Annotated in this window: 15 protein-coding genes; 7 read left to right on the plus strand and 8 right to left on the minus strand. The window is 60.1% G+C overall.

The features are described from left to right. The first annotated feature begins 428 nt into the window (after nt 1-428). Entirely contained in the window at nt 429-1,343 is a 915-nt protein-coding gene (locus IEV87_RS08375; protein WP_229737484.1) for an HNH endonuclease, read from the plus strand. A gap of 222 nt (nt 1,344-1,565) precedes the next feature. On the opposite strand, the gene IEV87_RS08380 is transcribed toward IEV87_RS08375, so the two are convergent. Genes IEV87_RS08380 through IEV87_RS08395 form a run of 4 tightly spaced genes read right to left on the minus strand, consistent with a single transcriptional unit; the run spans nt 1,566 to nt 7,246 of the window. Then, nucleotides 1,566-2,180 carry a TetR/AcrR family transcriptional regulator gene (locus IEV87_RS08380; protein ID WP_188477193.1) on the minus strand — a complete coding sequence of 205 codons (615 nt, stop codon included), beginning with the start codon at nt 2,178-2,180 and terminating at the stop codon, nt 1,566-1,568. Nucleotides 2,181-2,198: 18 nt separating this feature from the next. Next, nucleotides 2,199-3,932: an aldehyde dehydrogenase family protein gene (locus tag IEV87_RS08385; RefSeq protein ID WP_188477194.1), complete on the minus strand. Its 1,734-nt coding sequence runs from the start codon at nt 3,930-3,932 to the stop codon at nt 2,199-2,201. A gap of 3 nt (nt 3,933-3,935) precedes the next feature. After that, complete coding sequence (locus IEV87_RS08390) at nt 3,936-5,561, minus strand: long-chain fatty acid--CoA ligase (protein ID WP_188477195.1); 1,626 nt, start codon at nt 5,559-5,561, stop codon at nt 3,936-3,938. A gap of 38 nt (nt 5,562-5,599) precedes the next feature. Then, on the minus strand, nt 5,600-7,246 hold the full coding sequence (locus tag IEV87_RS08395; RefSeq protein WP_188477196.1) for a GMC family oxidoreductase: 1,647 nt from the start codon (nt 7,244-7,246) through the stop codon (nt 5,600-5,602). 586 nt (nt 7,247-7,832) lie between these two features. On the opposite strand from IEV87_RS08395, the gene IEV87_RS08400 reads away from it, so the two are divergent. The 3 genes from IEV87_RS08400 (at nt 7,833) to IEV87_RS08410 (ending at nt 10,942) form a co-directional block, all read left to right on the plus strand. Then, the gene (locus IEV87_RS08400; protein ID WP_229737485.1) at nt 7,833-8,888 is read left to right on the plus strand and encodes a hypothetical protein; all 1,056 of its coding nucleotides are present in this window, start codon (nt 7,833-7,835) and stop codon (nt 8,886-8,888) included. 441 nt (nt 8,889-9,329) lie between these two features. Further along, the gene (locus tag IEV87_RS08405; RefSeq protein ID WP_188477197.1) at nt 9,330-10,106 is read left to right on the plus strand and encodes a hypothetical protein; all 777 of its coding nucleotides are present in this window, start codon (nt 9,330-9,332) and stop codon (nt 10,104-10,106) included. Beyond that, nucleotides 10,082-10,942, plus strand: coding sequence for a hypothetical protein (locus IEV87_RS08410; protein WP_188477198.1), 861 nt, complete (start codon nt 10,082-10,084; stop codon nt 10,940-10,942). Before IEV87_RS08405 ends, IEV87_RS08410 begins: the two co-directional genes overlap by 25 nt. 137 nt (nt 10,943-11,079) lie before the next feature. Here IEV87_RS08410 and IEV87_RS08415 read toward each other — a convergent pair whose 3' ends face one another. Continuing rightward, nucleotides 11,080-12,231, minus strand: a complete 1,152-nt coding sequence (locus tag IEV87_RS08415) for an MFS transporter (protein WP_188477199.1) — start codon at nt 12,229-12,231, stop codon at nt 11,080-11,082. Nucleotides 12,232-12,341: 110 nt separating this feature from the next. Between IEV87_RS08415 and IEV87_RS08420 the strand changes: the two genes are divergently transcribed. After that, on the plus strand, nt 12,342-13,751 hold the full coding sequence (locus IEV87_RS08420) for an aminotransferase-like domain-containing protein (RefSeq protein ID WP_188477200.1): 1,410 nt from the start codon (nt 12,342-12,344) through the stop codon (nt 13,749-13,751). A gap of 400 nt (nt 13,752-14,151) precedes the next feature. On the opposite strand, the gene IEV87_RS08425 is transcribed toward IEV87_RS08420, so the two are convergent. From IEV87_RS08425 to IEV87_RS08435, 3 genes are read right to left on the minus strand one after another with little or no spacing between them, the layout of a single operon-like run. Next, nucleotides 14,152-15,189, minus strand: a complete 1,038-nt coding sequence (locus IEV87_RS08425; protein ID WP_188477201.1) for an ABC transporter substrate-binding protein — start codon at nt 15,187-15,189, stop codon at nt 14,152-14,154. Further along, on the minus strand, nt 15,186-16,577 hold the full coding sequence (locus IEV87_RS08430) for a sensor histidine kinase (RefSeq protein ID WP_188477202.1): 1,392 nt from the start codon (nt 16,575-16,577) through the stop codon (nt 15,186-15,188). Before IEV87_RS08430 ends, IEV87_RS08425 begins: the two co-directional genes overlap by 4 nt. Further along, entirely contained in the window at nt 16,570-17,241 is a 672-nt protein-coding gene (locus IEV87_RS08435) for a response regulator transcription factor (RefSeq protein WP_188477203.1), read from the minus strand. Before IEV87_RS08435 ends, IEV87_RS08430 begins: the two co-directional genes overlap by 8 nt. A gap of 155 nt (nt 17,242-17,396) precedes the next feature. Here IEV87_RS08435 and IEV87_RS08440 point away from each other — a divergent pair, with 155 nt between their 5' ends. Then, nucleotides 17,397-18,374, plus strand: coding sequence for a Bug family tripartite tricarboxylate transporter substrate binding protein (locus IEV87_RS08440; protein ID WP_188477204.1), 978 nt, complete (start codon nt 17,397-17,399; stop codon nt 18,372-18,374). A 93-nt stretch (nt 18,375-18,467) separates the two neighbouring features. After that, entirely contained in the window at nt 18,468-18,899 is a 432-nt protein-coding gene (locus tag IEV87_RS08445) for a tripartite tricarboxylate transporter TctB family protein (protein WP_188477205.1), read from the plus strand. The last annotated feature ends 9 nt before the right edge of the window (nt 18,900-18,908 follow it).

Raw genomic sequence — 18,908 nt, forward strand, 5'->3', positions numbered from 1 at the left:
GGGCGATGCGCCTGGCCACGTAACCAAATGTGCATACACCAGCCAATTTTTGTGCTTCTAAACGTCGTTATGAAGATACGCCGAAGACGCCATTTTGGGAAGTCTGATGCGCTTATTCGCGCTACGAAAGTGCGTTTGCGGCGAATGACGGCTTTCCGCCCTATCTTCCCAGGTCGTTTCTCGGCCCATGGCGGCCTTTCACAATGGCAACCAGCGCCGCACCGCAGCTTCGCCAAACTCGACATTCGTGCATGCCGCAGCATTTCGGGTGGCCGGATATCAACTTTGCGGAATCTACTGCCTTTGCTTTGCGAGCTCTCCCGGTATCTCTATGATCGATGAAGTTGCGGTGCCGAGCGCCTAATAGTTGATAGAGCGTGGTGACGTTTCGCCCGCCTCAAATACTGCAATCATTCGCCAAGTGCGATATGGCATCCAAAAACCTAAGGCGTATGCAGATGTATAACCCTCGTGATGAAAAAGGCGACGAACTCGACGCGAAGTTTTCAGTTGAATCCCTCAAAGACGGTTTTGACCTTATTATCGAGTCTCGAGGTGGGTCCACTGGCGGACGCGCGCCTCGAAATACTGACTACGCGCCTGCTCTGGTAATGCACCTACGCCGAATGGCACAGGTAGGCATGGTGCTGGACGATCTTCAAGTTGCCAGCTCCGAGGCGATGCGGTTGCCAGAGAGCATGCGCCAAATTCAGCCATTAGGCTACACGCTGCCGCTCGAACTTGCGTCAGTATCAGACTTCGACGAACTCCGGCTGGCTATTGGGCGGGCGACCGGCGAGCATCGGACAAAGTCAAAAAAAGGGGGCAATCGGACAAAGAGGCTAAGATTGCGGATACGCTGGCCTGATGCATCCAGCATGTCAGCGGATTTCACAGCTAAAATGTTAGCCAATCCTGATGCTTCCGAAGTTCCGACGGGAGACCCGAGAGAGCTGTCCGAGCGTGTCGAACGCGCACGCAAGCGAATGCGCTTGACAGGGGCGACTCCCCCAAAAGGCCAAGAGAAGGTTCGAAGAACTTCTGCTACATCTGACCGATATATCCGCGATCCGGAAGTCATAGCTTGGGTGCTGGAGGAGTCAGCTGGTATTTGCGAAAACTGCGGTTCCCCGGCGCCGTTCAAACGCATTGACGGCGAAGCGTTCTTAGAGGTGCATCACGTCAGGCCGCTTGGAGAAGGTGGCCCGGACGTGATCGAAAACGCGGCCGCCTGCTGCCCAAATTGTCACCGTCGACTACATCACGACCCATCAAGAGACAGCCTCCGCAGCAAGCTGATTGCGTCTATCAATCGCCTCAAGGACTTCCCGGCCAAGAAATAGCTTCAGCCCGTTCATTTGCTTGAACGCGAACATCGGCCCAAAGCTGCCGTCGACGCAGCGCGCAGAGAACGGCGGCATAGCGCCCATTTTAACCGACGGCTTTGATGTCAGATCGAAGGTTCGAGTTCTGCCCTGCAAACGATCTCGACGCAATATGCCGTGTCGCTTGCTGTCCCGAAGGCAGAACTGACCGAGAGTTTTAGGTAACAAGGTCGTCGGCCGTCAGACCAGTCGGTTCAATAGCGCCGAAACCTCGATCTCGAACTGTGCCGGTGCACCCTTATCGCCCCTGAGATACGCCTGAAGGTGGAAGCGGAAAAAGCTGTCCAGCACCAGATAAGTAGGTCGAGCCTGTTCCGGTGAGACGCCAGACCTGGAGAGAAAAGTCGCGACAAGGTCTCGCAGACCGTCTTCGATGTCCGCCACGACCTCTTCGAACGCGGGGTCGAACATTGCTTGAGTGCGAATGTCATACCAGAGCCGATGGGTTTCGGCTTCACGACGGATCGACAGTGATAGACCCTTGATGAACCGGTCTGCGAGTTGCTCAGGTTCGACATCGGCTTTCAGAATTGATCCCATGTCCGCCACGAACCCCACCTTATAGCGGCGCACGCAATAGGTGATGAGGTCGACCTTGTCTTCGAAATAGTAATGCAGCGTGCCGACCGCGACCCCCGACATTTCGGCGATGTCGCGCAGGCTGGTGCGTGCATAGCCAAGTTGCTTCAACGCTGTAATCGCGTGATCGGCAAGCTCATCCTTCTTGCGCGCCCGCTTCGCGGATTTGGCTTCGGCCTTTTCCGCAAGGCGGGCGATTTTGTCGAGTTTGGTCACGTCCGGCTGGCCTTTGTTTTAACCACGCAAGGCATTGGCGAATATACGCGGCAATTTCAACCAGCTTGGCTTGTGCTGGAAATGGGTCAACAGCCGGCCAACCACATGCTGCCGCCGATTTGTGACGAACCACGGGGGACGGGGCAGGAGTGTGAACTGACCCGACAACACCCCGCGCGGGAAGGGTCGCCACGGCGCGGTCACGACCACCCGCTCGGGTTTGTCGAACATGAAGGTGTTATGCGCAAAGCCGATCCCGCTCCCCACATCGTCCAGCGTATGACCAGGAAACGCACCCCACGGGCAAGCGGTAGCAAGGAAGGCGAGGCCAGTCCACGCATTCACCGCGATGGTTCCGTAGTGCAAATCGGCGATGATCTCTTCGAAGCGTTTGCGCCCGATCTGCCGAATGGTGCGCGGGTGAATGACGATATTCGCGCCCAAGGTGCCGTGCAGCGTTTCGTTGGCGTATCGGATCGCCTCGATCAGATAGGTTTCGGCGTCCTCTGCCTCGATCTCAAAGGTCGACAGAGCAGGGGCGAACACCTCGTTTTGGGTGAACCAGTTCTCCCCTTCGTTCACCGGGGCGAAGATCAGCGCAGGTGCTTCGCCACGGTCGAATGACGTCGCATTCGCCGACTGATCCGCGAAACCGGCCATTCGGTCCGCGGCACCCGGGTAATAGGCCTGACGCGCATCCATGTCGCGCATCACGCCTCGAATCGCATCGATCAACGCGTCTTTCTGACCCCACGACTTCGGCAGCACCAACATCTGACAGGCCACGCAGTTGAAGCCCGAATTGTGGAGCTTTTGGGTCGCCAGGTGCTCGGCCTGAAACTTGATGTCGGCCTCTGACCAGTTCCCCGGCACAACGATGGTCGGACAGACCGCACCCAGTTCAGATGTGATCGGCTTGGTCAACTTCGGCGTGTTTGCGGCCTTGTTCTTGGCCCCTTCCTCGCCCGGACCCCAGACAATCGCATCATGCGAGGCGGCAGCCCCGGTGATATGCACCTCGTCCACCGCGGCGTGATTGCACAGGTAGCTCCCAACCTCGGCCCCGCCTTTCACGATCCGAAGCGCATCGCGCTCGATCAGCGGCTTCAACGCGGCTTCCAGAAACGGCGTTAGATATTCGTTCACGGGGTTCATCTTCAGGATGACCGCTTTATGCGCACCAAAAGCTTTCTCGAACACGTCCAGCGGCGCGATCGAGGCGATGTTGCCCGCGCCCAGCACCAATGACACGCCACCGTCTCGCGCATCCACCGGGGTGTCATAGGCGCACGCTGTATGTGCCGCCAGATTCGCTTCATCTACCTGCGGTTGCATCCAGGCATCCGCAGAGACGCCTGACAACAGCAGCCGATCCCAGATCGAATGGGGCAGGACGCGCACGGCCAATTGCCCATTCGCCGTGGTGCGTTTCGACAGATGGTCGAGGAACGCTTTTCCGTTCATACCTGCCAAAGTCTGCATCAACCCGTTACAGGCAGACATGACCGCATAAGGTCCAGAAATCCATTCTTCGCCCGCCAAAGGCGACCCCGCCGGGATCAGCTTTCGCCGCGCCGCGGTCTCGGCCCAGCCTTCGGCGACCTCCAGCAGCCGGTCCTTGATCTCGGCCAGAACCGCGATGCGTTCGGCGTTCGATGTCCGCGCCCAAGCCTCAGCCCCTGACCGCAATGCCTCAAGGTCGCGATCCAGCGCTGAAAAATCAGGTGTAATATCCGTTGCAATCTGGTTCATGGCTCACGCCTCCTCCAAAAGCACGTTGCCATAGGCCTCGCGCAGCTTGTTTTTCAGGACCTTGCCCGTGGCCCCCAGCGGCAGATCGTCGACAAAGATGACCCGATCCGGCACCTGCCATTGCGCGACCTTGCCCTCATAGCTGGCCAGCACGTCCGCCTCGTCCGGGGTTTCGCCTTCGGCAGCCACGGCAACGATCACCGGGCGCTCATCCCACTTCGGATGATGCGCGGCGATGGCGGCGGCATTGGCAATCTTGGGATGTGCGATGGCGATGTTCTCAAGCTCGACGGTCGAAATCCACTCGCCGCCCGACTTGATGATGTCCTTGGACCGATCCCGGATCACCATGTATCCGTCACCGTCCAGCGTGGCGACGTCGCCCGTGTCGAACCATCCATTGGAGGTCAGAGCGGACCCCTCCTGCCCGAAATAGCTTTCGACAACCCAATGCCCGCGAATTTGCAATTCACCTTGCGTCTCGCCGTCGCAGGGCAGTTCGGCCCCGTCCTCATCCACAATGCGAAGCTCTACGCCCCACGGCGGGCGCCCCTGACCTTCGCGCAACTTGGCCTGCGCGTCCTCGCTCAACCCGTCATGCTTTTGCAGAAGCTGGTTCAAAGTGCCCAAAGGCGACGTCTCAGTCATGCCCCAGGCATGGATCAACTCAACCCCATAGCCATCGCGGAAGTCGCGGATCATCGAGGGCGGCAGGGCAGAACCGCCCACCACCGTGCGCTTCATCGAGGTCGGGTTGATGCCAGTGGTTTTCAATGCGGCCAGAAGGCCCATCCAAATCGTCGGCACACCCAAGGATAGCGTGACCTGCTCGGCGTCGATCAACCGCGCAAGGCTTTCGCCATCAAGGTTCGGCCCCGGCATCACCAGCTTGGACCCAACGGAGGCCGCGATATACGGGACACCCCAAGCGTTCACATGAAACATCGGCACGACCGGCATCACCGTGTCCCGCGCCGCGATGTTCAATCCGTCCGGCTGGTTGCCCCCGATGGAATGCAGCACCAGCGATCGATGCGAATACTGCACGCCTTTCGGGTTCCCCGTGGTGCCGGACGTGTAACACAGCGCGGCGGGCGCGTATTCATCCAGGTCGGGCCAGCCGGCGGCAGGATCGGCCGCAGCCACCAGTTCGTCATAAAACAATAGCCCTTCGACCTGCGCGGCGGCGTCCTCATCGCGCGACCCCATCAGGACATAGTGCTTCACCGTTTTCAGGTGTTCGCCCAGTTTGGCCGCGACGGGCAGGAAGGTGCGATCCAGAAACAGCACCTCGTCGGCGGCATGGTTGAGGATATAGATCATCTGTTCGGGCGTCAGGCGCGGGTTGATCGTGTGCGTCACACGCCCCCCCGCGCCGATCCCGAAATACAGCTCCAGATGCCGCCGATTGTTCCACGCGATGGTGGCGCAACGCGCGCCGCCAGACACGCCCAGACCATCCAGCGCCGCTTTGATCCGCCGCGCATTGGCACCGACCGCGCCCCACGTGGTGCGGGCCTTGGTCCCGTCTGTCTCGACCGAGACGATCTCGGTGCCTGCATGGTATTTCTCAGCATGCGCAATCAGGGAGCCTGTGGTCAGTGCCTGCGTCATCATCGTGCCGAACATGATGTCTTCCTTCTTTCTGCCGTGTCGCGCGGCGATCTTCATTCTGCTGCGATTGCAGCGGGCTTGATGCCCCGGATCATGTCGGCGGCGCGTTCCGCGATCATGATAGTAGGCGCATTGGTGTTCCCGCCGATAAGGGTCGGCATGACCGAGGCATCGATCACGCGAAGCCCTTCCATGCCGTGCACCTTCAACTCGGGGTCCACTACTGCCATGTCGTCGACGCCCATCTTACAGGTCCCGACGGGGTGATAGATCGTATCGGCCCGCGCACGAATGTGCGTTTCCCATTCGGCGTCGCTCATCCCGTCCTTGGTGCCGAACAACTCCTTGTGGCGGTATTTCTTCATCGCCGGAGCTTGCAGGATTTCGCGCGTCATTTTCGCGCCCTTGATCGTGGTTTCCAAATCGCGCGGATCGGTCAGAAACTGCGGGTCGATCCCCGGCGCAGCCATGGGATCACCGCTTTCAAGGAACACTTCGCCACGGGAATAGGGGCGCAGCGCACAGACGTGGCATGAAAAGCCGTAACCCATGTGTAGTTTGCGGGCGTGGTCGTCCACGATGGAGATCACGAAGTGAAGCTGGATGTCCGGTCTGTCCAACGCGGGATCTGTTTTCAGGAACCCGGCACCTTCGGCGAAGGGCGTTGCGATCATGGAGTTCCCATGCTTGCGCCATTTCAGAATGTGCTTCGTTAATCCGATTGTGCCTGCCAGCCCGATCCCGAAATTGTCGGTATCCTTCGACTTGTAGGCGAGGATGAAATCGAGGTGATCCTGAAGGTTCTTGCCCACACCCGGCAATTCGTGGACCATTTCGATCCCATGGCGCTGGATGTCCTCCGCAACGCCGATGCCGGACAGTTGCAGGAGTTGCGGGGAGTTGAATGCGCCCCCGCACAGGAGCACTTCCTTGTTGGCCCTCACTTGATGATCCGCGCGCCTCTTGCGATAGGCGACGCCGGTTGCGCGTTTGCCTTCGGTCAGGATCTTAGTCGCATGGGCACCGGTGATTATCGTCAGGTTCTTTCGCGTCTTCTGAATGGGGTGAAGATATGCTGCCGCGGCCGAGCATCGCTCACCGTTGCGGGCCTCATCATGAAACTGCGTGACCTGATACAGCCCGACGCCCTCGTTGTCGCCGGTATTGAAATCCGCGATCTCGCGGTGCTGGCATTCGGTGGCGGCCTCGACGAAGGCGCGACTTATCGGGCGCGGCGCTTTCTGATGCGAGACATGCAGAGGACCGGATGCACCGTGGAATTCTCCCGCTCCATCTTCGTTGTTTTCGGCACGCTTGAAATAAGGAAGACACTCGTTCCAAGACCAGCCATCACACCCAAGATCTGCCCAGCCGTCGTAGTCGGATTTGTGCCCACGGACGTAGAGCATTGCGTTGATCGCGCTCGACCCACCTAATGCTTTGCCGCGCGGTTGATAGCCTTTGCGTCCGTTCAGTCCGGGTTGAGCCGTGGTCTCGTAGGCCCAGTTCGAGATCTTCCCATGTCCCGGCAGGATCGCAACCGTGCCGGCGGGCGCGCGGATGAGAATGTGATCACCGTCCCCACCTGCTTCCAAGAGGCACACGGACACCGCGGGATCCTCGGTCAAACGAGCAGCAAGGGTCGATCCCGCAGAACCGCCTCCCACGATAACGTAATCAAAAGCCGACTTATCGGGCATATCAAATCCTCCCTGAACAGAGCCTCCTCGCTCTGTCTCCATGCGAGCATAAAATCTGAACACTTGTCCAGAAAAAATGTTCAGAATAGTTCTGTGCTTAGAATACTATTTTGAATCAGATATTTGGGGGCGTATGCCGCCCCTTAATCGCTCTTCGAAAGAAGCGTCGTAGAAACCACGGAGTTGCATCGAGGCGATTCTGAGTGGCAGATTTCGCGCCGTTTCGTAGTGGCTATTGGAGCGGTTCGTCAGAATGTTCTTCCAGAGCGCAACGGCAATTCGCCAAAGTCCAAACCCTGCAACCGCAACCAAGAACTCACATCATGAAATAATCCGGCCAATATGCGTCGCACATGCCAAGTGTAGGCACTGGCGCCATTTCTTCAGCGACAATTTGATTCGGGGTTTGATGTTCTGGATTAGAAGAAGACACCCGTTTCGAACCAGAGCGAAACCAGCGAACGGCCATAGCGGTCGTTCACGCAGTGCGCAGCGAAGGACCGCTTTCCGCCCATATTGCTATGCCGTGGGCCTCATCTTGTGACATCACCTCTTGGCAGCAAGAGACGAGTGCCTCATCGTTTACATGATGCTCTACAAAGACCTGATATCGACCTATGGCTCATCGTTTGCAGGGAAGTCCAAGCCCCAAGATGATCCCGTGTGGAACTTGGCTTGGTCGGAAGCTCTACAAGACTTCCGAAGTAACGCCCTGGACGCTCTTCAGCAGGCGAAAGTCTTTCTACTCGACCACGCGGCGGCGGCGTATGCGGATACGCTCCATGATACGATCAAAGATGAGTTCCGTGCCACGGGTCAGGCCGCGATGTCGTATCTCGGTGAAATCACACTGCCCGCAAAGGTCACTTGGGTCGAGTTCGACAGTGGTGCACTTGGCAGGTCTCGATACGAACGAGGGTCTTCAGTGACGGTTCACGACGACGGACCAGTGGGGTCAGGACTACGCGGCTACCTCATTGATGACCGCAATCCTGATCACCTTCGGATCACCATGTTTAATCCGCGCGAGGATTCAAAAATCATGGATCCTATCAGCGCATTGTTGGTGAAACGAACACCAATCGGTCGTCTCGACTACGACAATGTGTCCGAGGATTTGAGCAGATCAATGGTCGATTTCCGTGTGCGCATCGGCGACCCAATCGAAAAGATTGAGGCACTTCGACATATACACTTCGTCGACGCCGGTTACGATCTGTTTCTCCCTTTCGCGCTCTTTGCGATGCTGAACTCTCCTGACTTGGGCGGGATCATTCCGACACCGGAAGAAACGTTCACGGCGAAGGAAGGCAAAACCGCGCGCAAATTCGGAAAGTCGTGGCTGCTTGGCGCTCAGAAGTCGCATCTAACTATCAGGATTGGACCGAAAGCCGCAGCTCACATGAAAGAGCGGCAAGCCAGGCGTGATTTCGAACGCGAAATGCAAGCAGCCCGGACCGGGCCTGTGCGCCATTGGGTGAGCGAACACGAAAGACGCTACAAGAGCGGAAAGGTCGTCTTGGTCAAGGGACACCAAAGGGGGCACGAGCCCCCTCCCGGTCTTGCAACGCGCGTCATGGGCCCGAGAGACGACGCGATCGTCTCTGGGTTTCACCTGCCTTCCTGCCCTGAAAAGGAATGAAGCTGAAGTCAGCATTCTCCGCTTTCGTCGCCACCCTTGCGGCGATCGGGTGCACCATCCCTCTTCACACACCAAACAACCGCTCGCCCTTACCTTCTTTGGGGGTTCTTGAGGTTCCCCGAGGTTCCAAGAGGTTCCCACGCTGTTTGTGGCGGTGATCTCAATCACTTGCCGACATGCGAGGGACGGCACGACGGGGAAGCTGGTCATTATTGCGGCGAAGCTGGACGGATGTGCGCCGACTTCTACCAAAATGACCGTATAACGATCCCAGTTCTGAGGCCGGATTGGTCAAAGTTCCGGGTGCTTTAGTCAAGTCTGCGCTTCTTGTGGTCAGATCTGCGGGTGTTTCGACCTGCAACGCTCGCTGTCCCCGATCGAACCAATTTCCGCGGCCAGTTCCACAGCACCATGTTCCCTCCGAAACGACGGAGAGAACAAATGTCCTTGCCCACAGAATACAAACTAAGCGCCAGATTGGTCTACCAAATCGAGAAAGCCGGCCTCAGCCTTCAGCAACTGCGACTCCTGCATGCCTGCCTCGCCTACGTCGACCGTCAGCATCAACTCCAAATCTTGGCGTTGTCGCAAGAGCACGGAAGAAACTGCATCGCCGCCAAGGCCGAACTGGCAGCGATAACTGGCAGTCCAGGACAAAAAAGCGCGGCTTGGGTTGAAGAGGCCGTAGCATCGGGCGGTCTTAGGCGCTTCTTCCGTCACCTCGAAATCGTAGGCGGAGGTCGGTTACTGTCCTTCAAGTTCCAGCGGATGGTCGGCGATGCCTGTGTCGCAAACGATGCGGACCAGTTCGTCATCCTAAACACTGACGAGATCGCTAAGATAAGTTCTGCGGGAGAGCTTCATTTCTACACGCGGGCGGTGATGTGCGCTCGTGCGGACCATATGACTTTCGCGCTGCCCATGGGTGACACCAGTTGGAATGCTCGAACCAAGAAAATGTGGCTCCGAATTGCCGCCAGGGTGAGCAAGCGACTCGGTCAAGAATACCTACTTGTTCCGAAGCGGGATGCCATGACGAGGCAGATCACAAAGGTGATCGTCAAGGTGAGCTCACCGACGACCAAATGGTCGGCGGGTCTTCTATATCCTCGGCTGCCCTGTCCTCCTGTAAGTATCGCTCATGGCGGAGAATTTCAGTGCCTGTCGCACCCCGAGCTGAAGGCACGTCATGCATGGACCCGCGTGACAGGCCCGTAGAAGGTCTTCAACAATTCTTCGCCGCAACGTTTCTGCCGTTCGTCACTCGGCCCCACCTACTGATCTCACAAACACAGATAGGTATTACCATGCTAATCACCCCGCTCCCAATTTCCTCCAATCTGCCGGCTCGCATGCGTTCGGCTTTGAACCCCATACTTGACGAGCTTGAAAGCATGACGCTCAAGCAGGTAAAAGAACGGTGCGGCGTATTTGGGCAACGCGGTCTTAAAATGGCGGCGGAGGGCACAATTTCCAGACACCAAAGTGGTGGAATCAAATCGATCGCACTGGAAACCTACACACCCGACGATTCCAATTTATTCCTTCTACCCGGCTATCTTAGCCAAAATCGATTTCATTGCGAATTTACTATCGATAGTGGCATGCTGGGTGCACTTGTTGGTTTGGGCCATGGCCTGTCAAAATATATATTGGATGAGGAAGTCAAAAGGCGCATTGATGCTGGTTTTCGGGAACTCATATTTTTGACAGACGACCATCTCAAATCACTCAGTTCGGAACTGAAAGCAGCGGCCAATTGGCATTGGGGCTATTGCAATGTCGCTCTTGAAGAGAAATTTCTTTTGAAAATGGTAGACCATGAACAGTCTACGCGAAATAGTGAATCCGCGCATTCCCGGCTAAAGGCCATTCGGAGGATGAAACCGCTCATCGATAAATCGCAACGGCATCTCCGGAACGAGATGGAACGCGTTACCGGGGAAGTCTCAGGCCACGTGAGACGCGCAATGCATGCGAGTATTAGCGACGCCGAAGCCCTTGCCCTTGAGTGCCGTCACCAATCGTTTTTTAAGGCGATCGACGGACTTTAGTCCCGGGCCCGGGTCCTTTAACCCGCCTATGATCAGAGATCCAGAAATCTTGCCGAAGGCTGAAGACGTTTGGCTCAAATGTGGGGCTTTGAGACCTAATGGCGTCTAAAAAATCGACATATCGGTCTGTGCCTCGGTCAGGTCGAAAGCCACGGTGACACAGTGCGGCGCCTGTAGATAACGAGAACGGACAACAGGCTGATTTGAAGAACGAGGAACGCCGCCATGGCGGGAACCAGTCCGAACCGATCTGCGAGCACTCCTGCAAGGATCACGGGTATCGAGAAACCACAGTAGGCGTATGCAAAGAGGCCGGCGGTGGCCCGAGCGCGGTTATCTGGAGAGAGCATTGCAACTTCGGAAAGAGCGGCAAGGTAGGCGAACCCGTAGCTCGACGCGCTGGTGAGAGCCGTGCCCAACAGTATCAGGATAATCGACTGAAACGCGGCTCCCAAAAACAGTCCGCCGAACCCCAATGGGATAAGCCATAGCCCGATGCGAAGCGCTTGCGCATTGCGCATGCGCCGGGCCACTGGTTGGCAGAGGAAGCCCACGAACAGCGCCAGGAAGATTACGAACCCGGACCATCCCCCGAGGCCATTCTGCGCAAGCAGGAGAGGCACCACGGCAATCGTCATTCCGGTCGATGCCCACGTCAGCGCCAGGGCTACCCCATACTGTGCGCCGCCTACCGGAAAAACCGGAAGCCTGACAAGCGGCACCCGCCGAGGGCGTCCAACCCTTGGTAGCAGAACGCAGGTCAACACAAGCACAGGCACGGCCGATAGAAGGACCCAGAAGCTGATCGGCGTAAGGCTGGGCCCCTGCACTGTCAAGCTCAGCCCAGTTGCCAGTGCGCCACCACCGAAGCCCATCGATGTCGAAGAGGTGACAGTGAGCGCAGCCTGCTTCGTTCGTGCCTCGCCCATCAACTCAATCATGTAGGCGGTGCCCGAAGTGGTCGCTAAGCCGGTGCCGATCCCCAACATGACCCTTGCGAGCACAAGCTGCGTCCAGCCCGGCGACAGCGTGAGCAGAAGGGTGGCCCCTCCGCTCAGCAGTAGCGCCATCGCGATTGGCCCACGACGCCCGACCCGATCAGACAACCCCCCGAGGAAGATTAGCGTTGGCATGAGACCACCAACATACGCCGCAAAAGCAACCGTTGCCGCCGTGGCCCCGAGCCTGCTGTCGGCGACGTAGACGGGATAAAGCGGCGCCTGGAGATTGACTGCGAAGGTGACGGCGAAAAGGCAGAGCGCCAGGATCGGGGCGGAAATTCGATGCATGGTGTCCTCTGGAAGAATAGTCCGGTCCGAAATGCACCGGCGGGTCTGGTCGCAACAGGCACGCACCATTACAGTTTCGACAAACTGTATTGGATAAATGAGCAGCACAGATGGATTCAGAGATCCTCTCCCGCACCGGTGAGATGACCCTGGTTGAACAGGTGATGGATGCGCTGCGGACCCGTATTGCGGGCCGCAAAGCGGCGCCGGGCGCAAAACTTCCCTCGATCCGACGTCTTTCAGAACAACTCGGGGTCTCACGCTCGACTGTGGTCGAGGCTTACGACCGGCTAACGGCGGAGGGCCTGGTGCAGTCGCGGCGCGGATCGGGATTCTATGTCTCCCGGCATCTGCCCCCCTTCTCGCTTCGTGAAAGCAGCCCCCAAGTGGCTCGTGAAATCGATCCGTTCCGGATTACTCGGCAGGCGCTCGACAGCCGCCACATCCGGGCGAACCCGGGCTGCGGCTGGTTGCCCGAAAGCTGGATGCCACAGGACGAGATCCGCCGTGCGTTGCGAAGCTTGGCCCGCAAGACGGACGCTGGCTTGACTGACTACAGCACGCCCTTGGGCCTGCCCGAATTGCGTAGCATACTGGGCGTCCGGATGGCAGACGCCGGGGTCGAGGCGCACCCAGATCAGATCATGCTGACCGAAAGCGGCACGCAGGCTCTTGATCTCGTCTGCCGACTTCTGCTGGAACCCGGAGACCGCGTGCTGGTGGACGACCCGTGTTACTTCAACTTCCTCGCCCTCTTCCGTGCGCACCGCGTCGAAGCGATCAGCATTCCGCGCACGCCTGTCGGTCCGGATGTCGAAGCGATGGAGGCGGCACTCCAAGAACATCGCCCGCGCCTCTACATCACAAATTCCGGCCCACACAATCCGACCGGAACCGTGATGTCGCCGGTGACATGCCACCGGCTTCTCCGGCTTGCAGAACGGCACGACTTGCTGATCGTTGAAGACGACATCCTTTCCGATTTCGAAGAGCGCCCCTCCCCAAGGCTGGCGGCCTTCGACGGTTTCGAGAGGGTGATTCAGATCGGCAGCTTCTCGAAGACCCTCTCTGCGTCAATACGTTGCGGATACATCGCCGCGCGCCCGGATTGGATCGACCCGCTGGTCGACCTGAAACTCGCGACCTCCTTTGGCGGGGGGGCGATGTCAGCTGAACTCGTGCTGCATTTGCTGAAGGAGGGAAGTTATCGCCGCCATGTGCAGGGCCTGCGAACACGCCTGGTCGAGGCCACCGGCGCGATCATCCCGCAGTTGGCCCGCCTTGGCATCACGCCTTGGCACAGACCCGAGTCCGGACTATTTCTTTGGTGTCGGCTGCCTGAAGGCGTAGACGGTGCGGCCATGACCCGCTTGGCTTGGGAGAAGGGGATCGTTCTGGCGCCGGGCAACGCGTTCAGCGCCTCGTTGAACTGCGGTTCGTTCATGCGCTTCAATACGGCTCAGATGTGGGGCATGGACGTCGAAGGGCAAATTAGAGAGCTTCTGGATCGTTTGTCATAGAGACCCTGCCTTTGTTGACCGCAGCAGCCAAGGCGAAATCGCATTATGAGGCCATACGAATTTGGCTCAGCACCGTGGTCCACATTGTCCGTAACCTACTGAACTTTATCGAGCGAATTGAGGCCGTCGTGGTCCACATCACCCCTTATTTTGTTGAGCTTTCCGCCACTTCTGGCAGTCCCCTACGGGCTGCCATTTTCCCCGCAGCACACCTTGTTTTGTTGACGCTCGATGGTCCGGTTGCTGACCACTCTTTGGCGCGTGGGACACCTTGAGCGTGGCAGCGGTTGGCGCCGGAGAATTCCTCGGTTCAGGTGTTTATTGAGTGGACGGAGCAGGGCGGGTCTCGGGCGTCTGCCGCGCAAACACGACGCGGATTATGAATGCGGCGACCTGTGGATCAGGGCGACACGTCCCGCTGGAAGGTTTCGTTCCAGAAGTCCAGCAGAAGTGTTCGTCGATTGGCGTCGCGCGCGACGAGAAGGGTGGGCGACAGCGGAATGAATCGGAGGGCGCTGCCGGACAGCCCGGTTTCCCCGACCTCGAGTTCTGAGAAGAGGCCTGCGCGTGACAGCAGCGACCGTGCCTCGGGTGTGAGCAGGAATTCGAGAAAGTCGATGGCCTCGGCCTTTTGGGCCGCACCGCGCGGGATCATGTAGGCGCGCGACAGCAGGAGAGTGTAATCTTCGGGCATGATCAGTCCGACCTCAGGCGCGCCGGAGTTCAGGATGTAGGACCCGAGCACGTTGTAGGCGATGACGAAGCGGCCTTCGGCCACGCCTGCGATGATCTCCGCCGAACAGCAGGTGGCGATAGCATCGACGCGGGAAAAGCCTTCGAGCAAAGCACCGAATGTGGTGGCTTCCAGACTGTCGCTGTGAGCGAACAGGTAGCCCAGCCCCGACTCCGCTATGTCGTATGTGGCGATCCGGCTCCGGAAGAAACGGGGCCGGTTTCGCATTGCGTCGAGCAACGCGAAACGGCTGCGCGGTATGTCGTCTCCTTTGACGAGGGTCTTGTTGTAGGCGATGACCGCCGGTTCGATCGTGACGCCCCACAATTCGTCGCGCCAGCGGCGCGTGGCGGGCAGGGCCAGGGTTGCGGCCGAGCGATGCGGATGCGCGCAGGCCGCGTTTGCCAGCCAGACCATCTGCTGGACCGCCGAGGAGAGGATCGCGTCGGCCTGCGGCCCTCTGCCACGGCAGTCGTCGCGGCTGCGGTCGAACAAGGCGTTGGAGCCCCATTGCTCGTAACTGATGGCGAGATGGGGATTGAGTTCTGCGAACCGCTCCATCACGGGCCGGAAGATGCCGATGTCCGTTGTTGAACGCACCAGGATCTCCGTCTCGCCGTCGCCGAACCGTGTGACCGCCTCCTGGGCAGGCGCAGGGGATGTCAGGGGTAACAGCAGCAGAACGGCCTGCAGAAACCGGATCATGACGGCACCCGGGCGGAGGGAAAGACGAGAGCGGCGCGGAAACCCGTCTCGTCCTGTGTCATTGTCACGCGGCCGGCGAAGGCCGCCGCGACGGACGTCACGATCGAGAGGCCGATCCCGGTGCTGTTCTCATGCGAGCCGGCGGTGCGATTGAAGCGGTCGCCAAGTCGGGCGATCACGCCCTCGGCGGGTCCCGCGCCGCAGTCGTGGACCCAGAGGATCACCTCACCCCCCTCCTGACTGGCCCCGATCGACACCGGCGGCTTGCCGTATTTCAATGCGTTGCCGAGCAGGTTCCGCGCGGCCTCCTGCAGAGAGAAGGCATCAGCCAGCACGATCACCGGCTCTTCGCCGATGACCAGCCGCAGCTCCGTTTCGGGTGCCAGCGCCAGGCTGTCGTCCCGTTCCATGACCTCGAGAGCCACTTCGCGCAGATCGACCGGGGTACGCGCGACGCTGTCGGTCCGGTGGACCACCAGAGCCCGGCTGAGGAGCTGGTCCAGCAGCTTGCTTAGCGAGCGCGTGCGTATGAGCAGCCGATCGAGCGCCCGGCGGCGTGACACCCCGTCAGTCTCGACCGTGGCGCTTTCCGCATGGATCTGGATCGCGGCGACCGGCGTGCGCAACTGGTGCGCGGTGTCCGAGATCAGGTTGCGCATAGCCTCGACCTGGCCGTCCAGCCGCGCCATGAAGCGGTTCATCGCGCCCAGCATGACCTGCAGTTCGCGCGGCAGGTTGTCCGTGGGCATGGGCGTCAGATCGTAGGGGTCCCGCCCGGTGAGGTCGCTGACCAGGGCGTCCAGCGGTCGCAGGGCGGACCGCACCACGAGAACGGCGATGGCCATCAACAGGATCCCGGCGGCCGCCATCGGCAGCAATGCGTTCAGCATCAGTTCCGTGGTCATCGCCTGTCGGGCGCGCAGAGTCTGGCCGACGATGACGTCGACCGCCCCCGAGAAATCCCTTTCGGTGAAGCGGCGGGTGACCTGAACGAAACGGGCTGGTTCGCCGTCCAGCTCCGCATCGAAAAACCGCGCCGGATCGGCGCTGCGCGGCGGAGGCACGATCCTCTGCTGCGGGTCTACGCTGGTGATGATCTCCCTCCCCGGGTCGAGAATGGCGTAGTAGATCCGGTCTTCCGGCGCCTGGGCGAGCAGTTCGAAGGCCGAGACGGGAAGATCGACCAGCGGCGCCCCCTGCTGGATGCGGATCGACTCGGCGATGTCGCTTGCCGCGCCGAACAGGATGCGGTCATAGGATTGCCGTGCCGCCTGTCGTCCGTTCCACAGGATCGAGATCGCGACCAGCACCCCGCCCAGCACGAGGATGGCGAGGACCGTTCCGAACACGCGGGCCGTCAGGCTCTGCATCGCGCGGGCCTCAGGCATCGACGTCGATCCGGTAGCCGATCCCGCGGCTGGTTACGATGCTCACCCCGCTGCCCGCGAACTTCTTGCGCAGCCGCGCGATATAGAGCTCGATGGCATTCACGCCGACGTCGGCATCCTCGAACCCGTAGAGGGAATCGTAGAGCCGCGCCTTCGACAGGTACTGCCCGCGATAGCGGATCAGCATGTCGAGCAGCGCCGCCTCACGCCGCGTGAGGTCCAGGTGGCGCCCGTTCAGCACCGCACTGCGGTCCTTCGGCGCGTACTGCAGCGTGCCGAGCGTGATCTGCTCTTCCTTGCGATCAGCCTCGCGCCGGACCAGCGCCCGCAACCGAGCCTCCAGTTCCCGCTGGTCGAAGGGTTTGCCGAGGTAATCGTCCGCGCCCTGATCAAGCGCCTCGACCCGGTCCTCGACCGAGGTCAGCGCCGTCAGCATCAGGACCGGCGTCCGGTCGGCCCGGGCGCGCATTTCGCGCAGAAGGGTGATGCCGGAGCCATCGGGGAGATTGATGTCGAGCAGGATCGCCTCGTAGCGCTGAACGGCAAGACAGTCGCGGGCGTCATCGACGCTGGACGCAAGATCGCAGGCGACCCCCGACCGTGCCAGATGCGCCATCACGCCCTCGGCCAGATCCTCAGCGTCCTCCACCATCAGGATACGCATGACACCCGCTCCTGCTGTTCTGTCGGGCTGACAGGTTCATGACAGGAACATTGGTTACACATCCTCAATCCGCAGGAAAGGGCCAAGCGCCCTGCCCTGCCGGGAAAGACCCGGCGCGAGGGAGTGCGCCGGAGAAGAATCTGAGGAGGACCTCCATGACAATTTCCGCAACCCGCGGCGCGCTTGCTGCCGTCGCCCTGTCGCTGTCCGCCTTCGCGGCCTCGGCGCAGGAAAACCCCGAATGCATCGCTCCGGCCAACCCGGGCGGGGGCTGGGACTTCACCTGCCGCCAGGTGGGCAAGTCGCTGCAGGACCTCGGCCTGATCGACCAGACCATGCAGGTCGTGAACCTTGCCGGTGGCGGCGGTGGCGTGGCCTTTGCCGAAGTGGTCAACAAGCGCAACGACGCCGACAACCTGATCGTCGCCGCCTCGTCCGCAACCGCTACCCGTCTGGCGCAGGGTGCCTATCCGGGCAACACTATGGACCAGGTCCGCTGGCTGGCCTCGGTCGGCGCGGACTATGGCGTGATCGCCGTGGCCGCCGACAGCGAAATCGAGACGCTGCCGCAGCTTCTGGATCAGATCAAGGCGGATCCGACCTCGGTCTCTATCGCCGGCGGTTCCGCCGTGGGTGGCTGGGACCATCTCAAGGTGCTGATCGCTGCCGACGCCTATGGCATCGAGGACGTGCGCTCGGTCAAGTACATCGCCTTCGACGGCGGCGGCGAGGCGGTGACCCAGCTTCTGGCGGGTTCCGTTCAGGGCTTCACGGGCGACATCTCCGAGGCCAAGGGCTTTGTCGACTCCGGTGACATCAAGGTGATCGCGGTCCTGGCCCCGGAGCGTCTGGAAGGCGAATTCTCGTCCTTTCCGACGGCCACTGAACAGGGTGTGGAGGCCATCGGCGCCAACTGGCGCGGCTTCTATGCCCCGGGCGGGATGTCGGACGAAGCCTACGACGCCTGGGTGTCCAAGATCGGCGAACTTTATGCCTCGGACGCATGGAAAGAGGTGATGGCGGCCAACGGTCTCGCACCGCTCGACCTGCAGGGCGAGGAATTCCAGAGCTTCGTGTCCGACAGCGTCGCACGGATCCAGTCGATCTCCAAAGAAATCGGCATCATCAAGTAGGGCCCCCGGGCCCGACCTGCCGGACGTCGCCCTGGGCGGCGCCCGGCCTTTTCCTGACAGTCACTCACTGAGCACCCAGAGAAAGGATCCGCCATGAGCGATCGCATCTTCGGTGTCGTCGGCGTTCTCCTCTCCATTGGGTACATATTCGCGGCCCTTGCGATCGAGGAGAGCTTCCTTTCGGATGCCGTCGGCCCCAAAGCCTTTCCCCTGATCATCGCCGGCATCCTCGGGATTTCGAGCCTGGTCATCGCCCTGCGCCCCGATCCCGAACCGCATTGGCCCTCCCTTGCCCGGCTGGTCGAGATCGCCGCCGCGGTGGTCGTTCTGATCCTCTACGCCGAACTTCTGCCGGTGCTGGGCTTCGTCATCGCCACCGCTTTCGCGGCCGGCTACCTGGCCTGGCGCCTCGGTTCCTCGGCTCTCGAGGCCGTGCTGACCGGCATCGGCACCTCGGTCGGTATCTATGTCATCTTCCACCTCGTGCTGGGCCTCTCGCTCGCGCGCGGTCCCTTCGGGTTCTGAGGAGAGTTC

This window comes from Primorskyibacter flagellatus, from assembly GCF_014638275.1.
Lineage (GTDB): Bacteria > Pseudomonadota > Alphaproteobacteria > Rhodobacterales > Rhodobacteraceae > Pseudooceanicola > Pseudooceanicola flagellatus_A.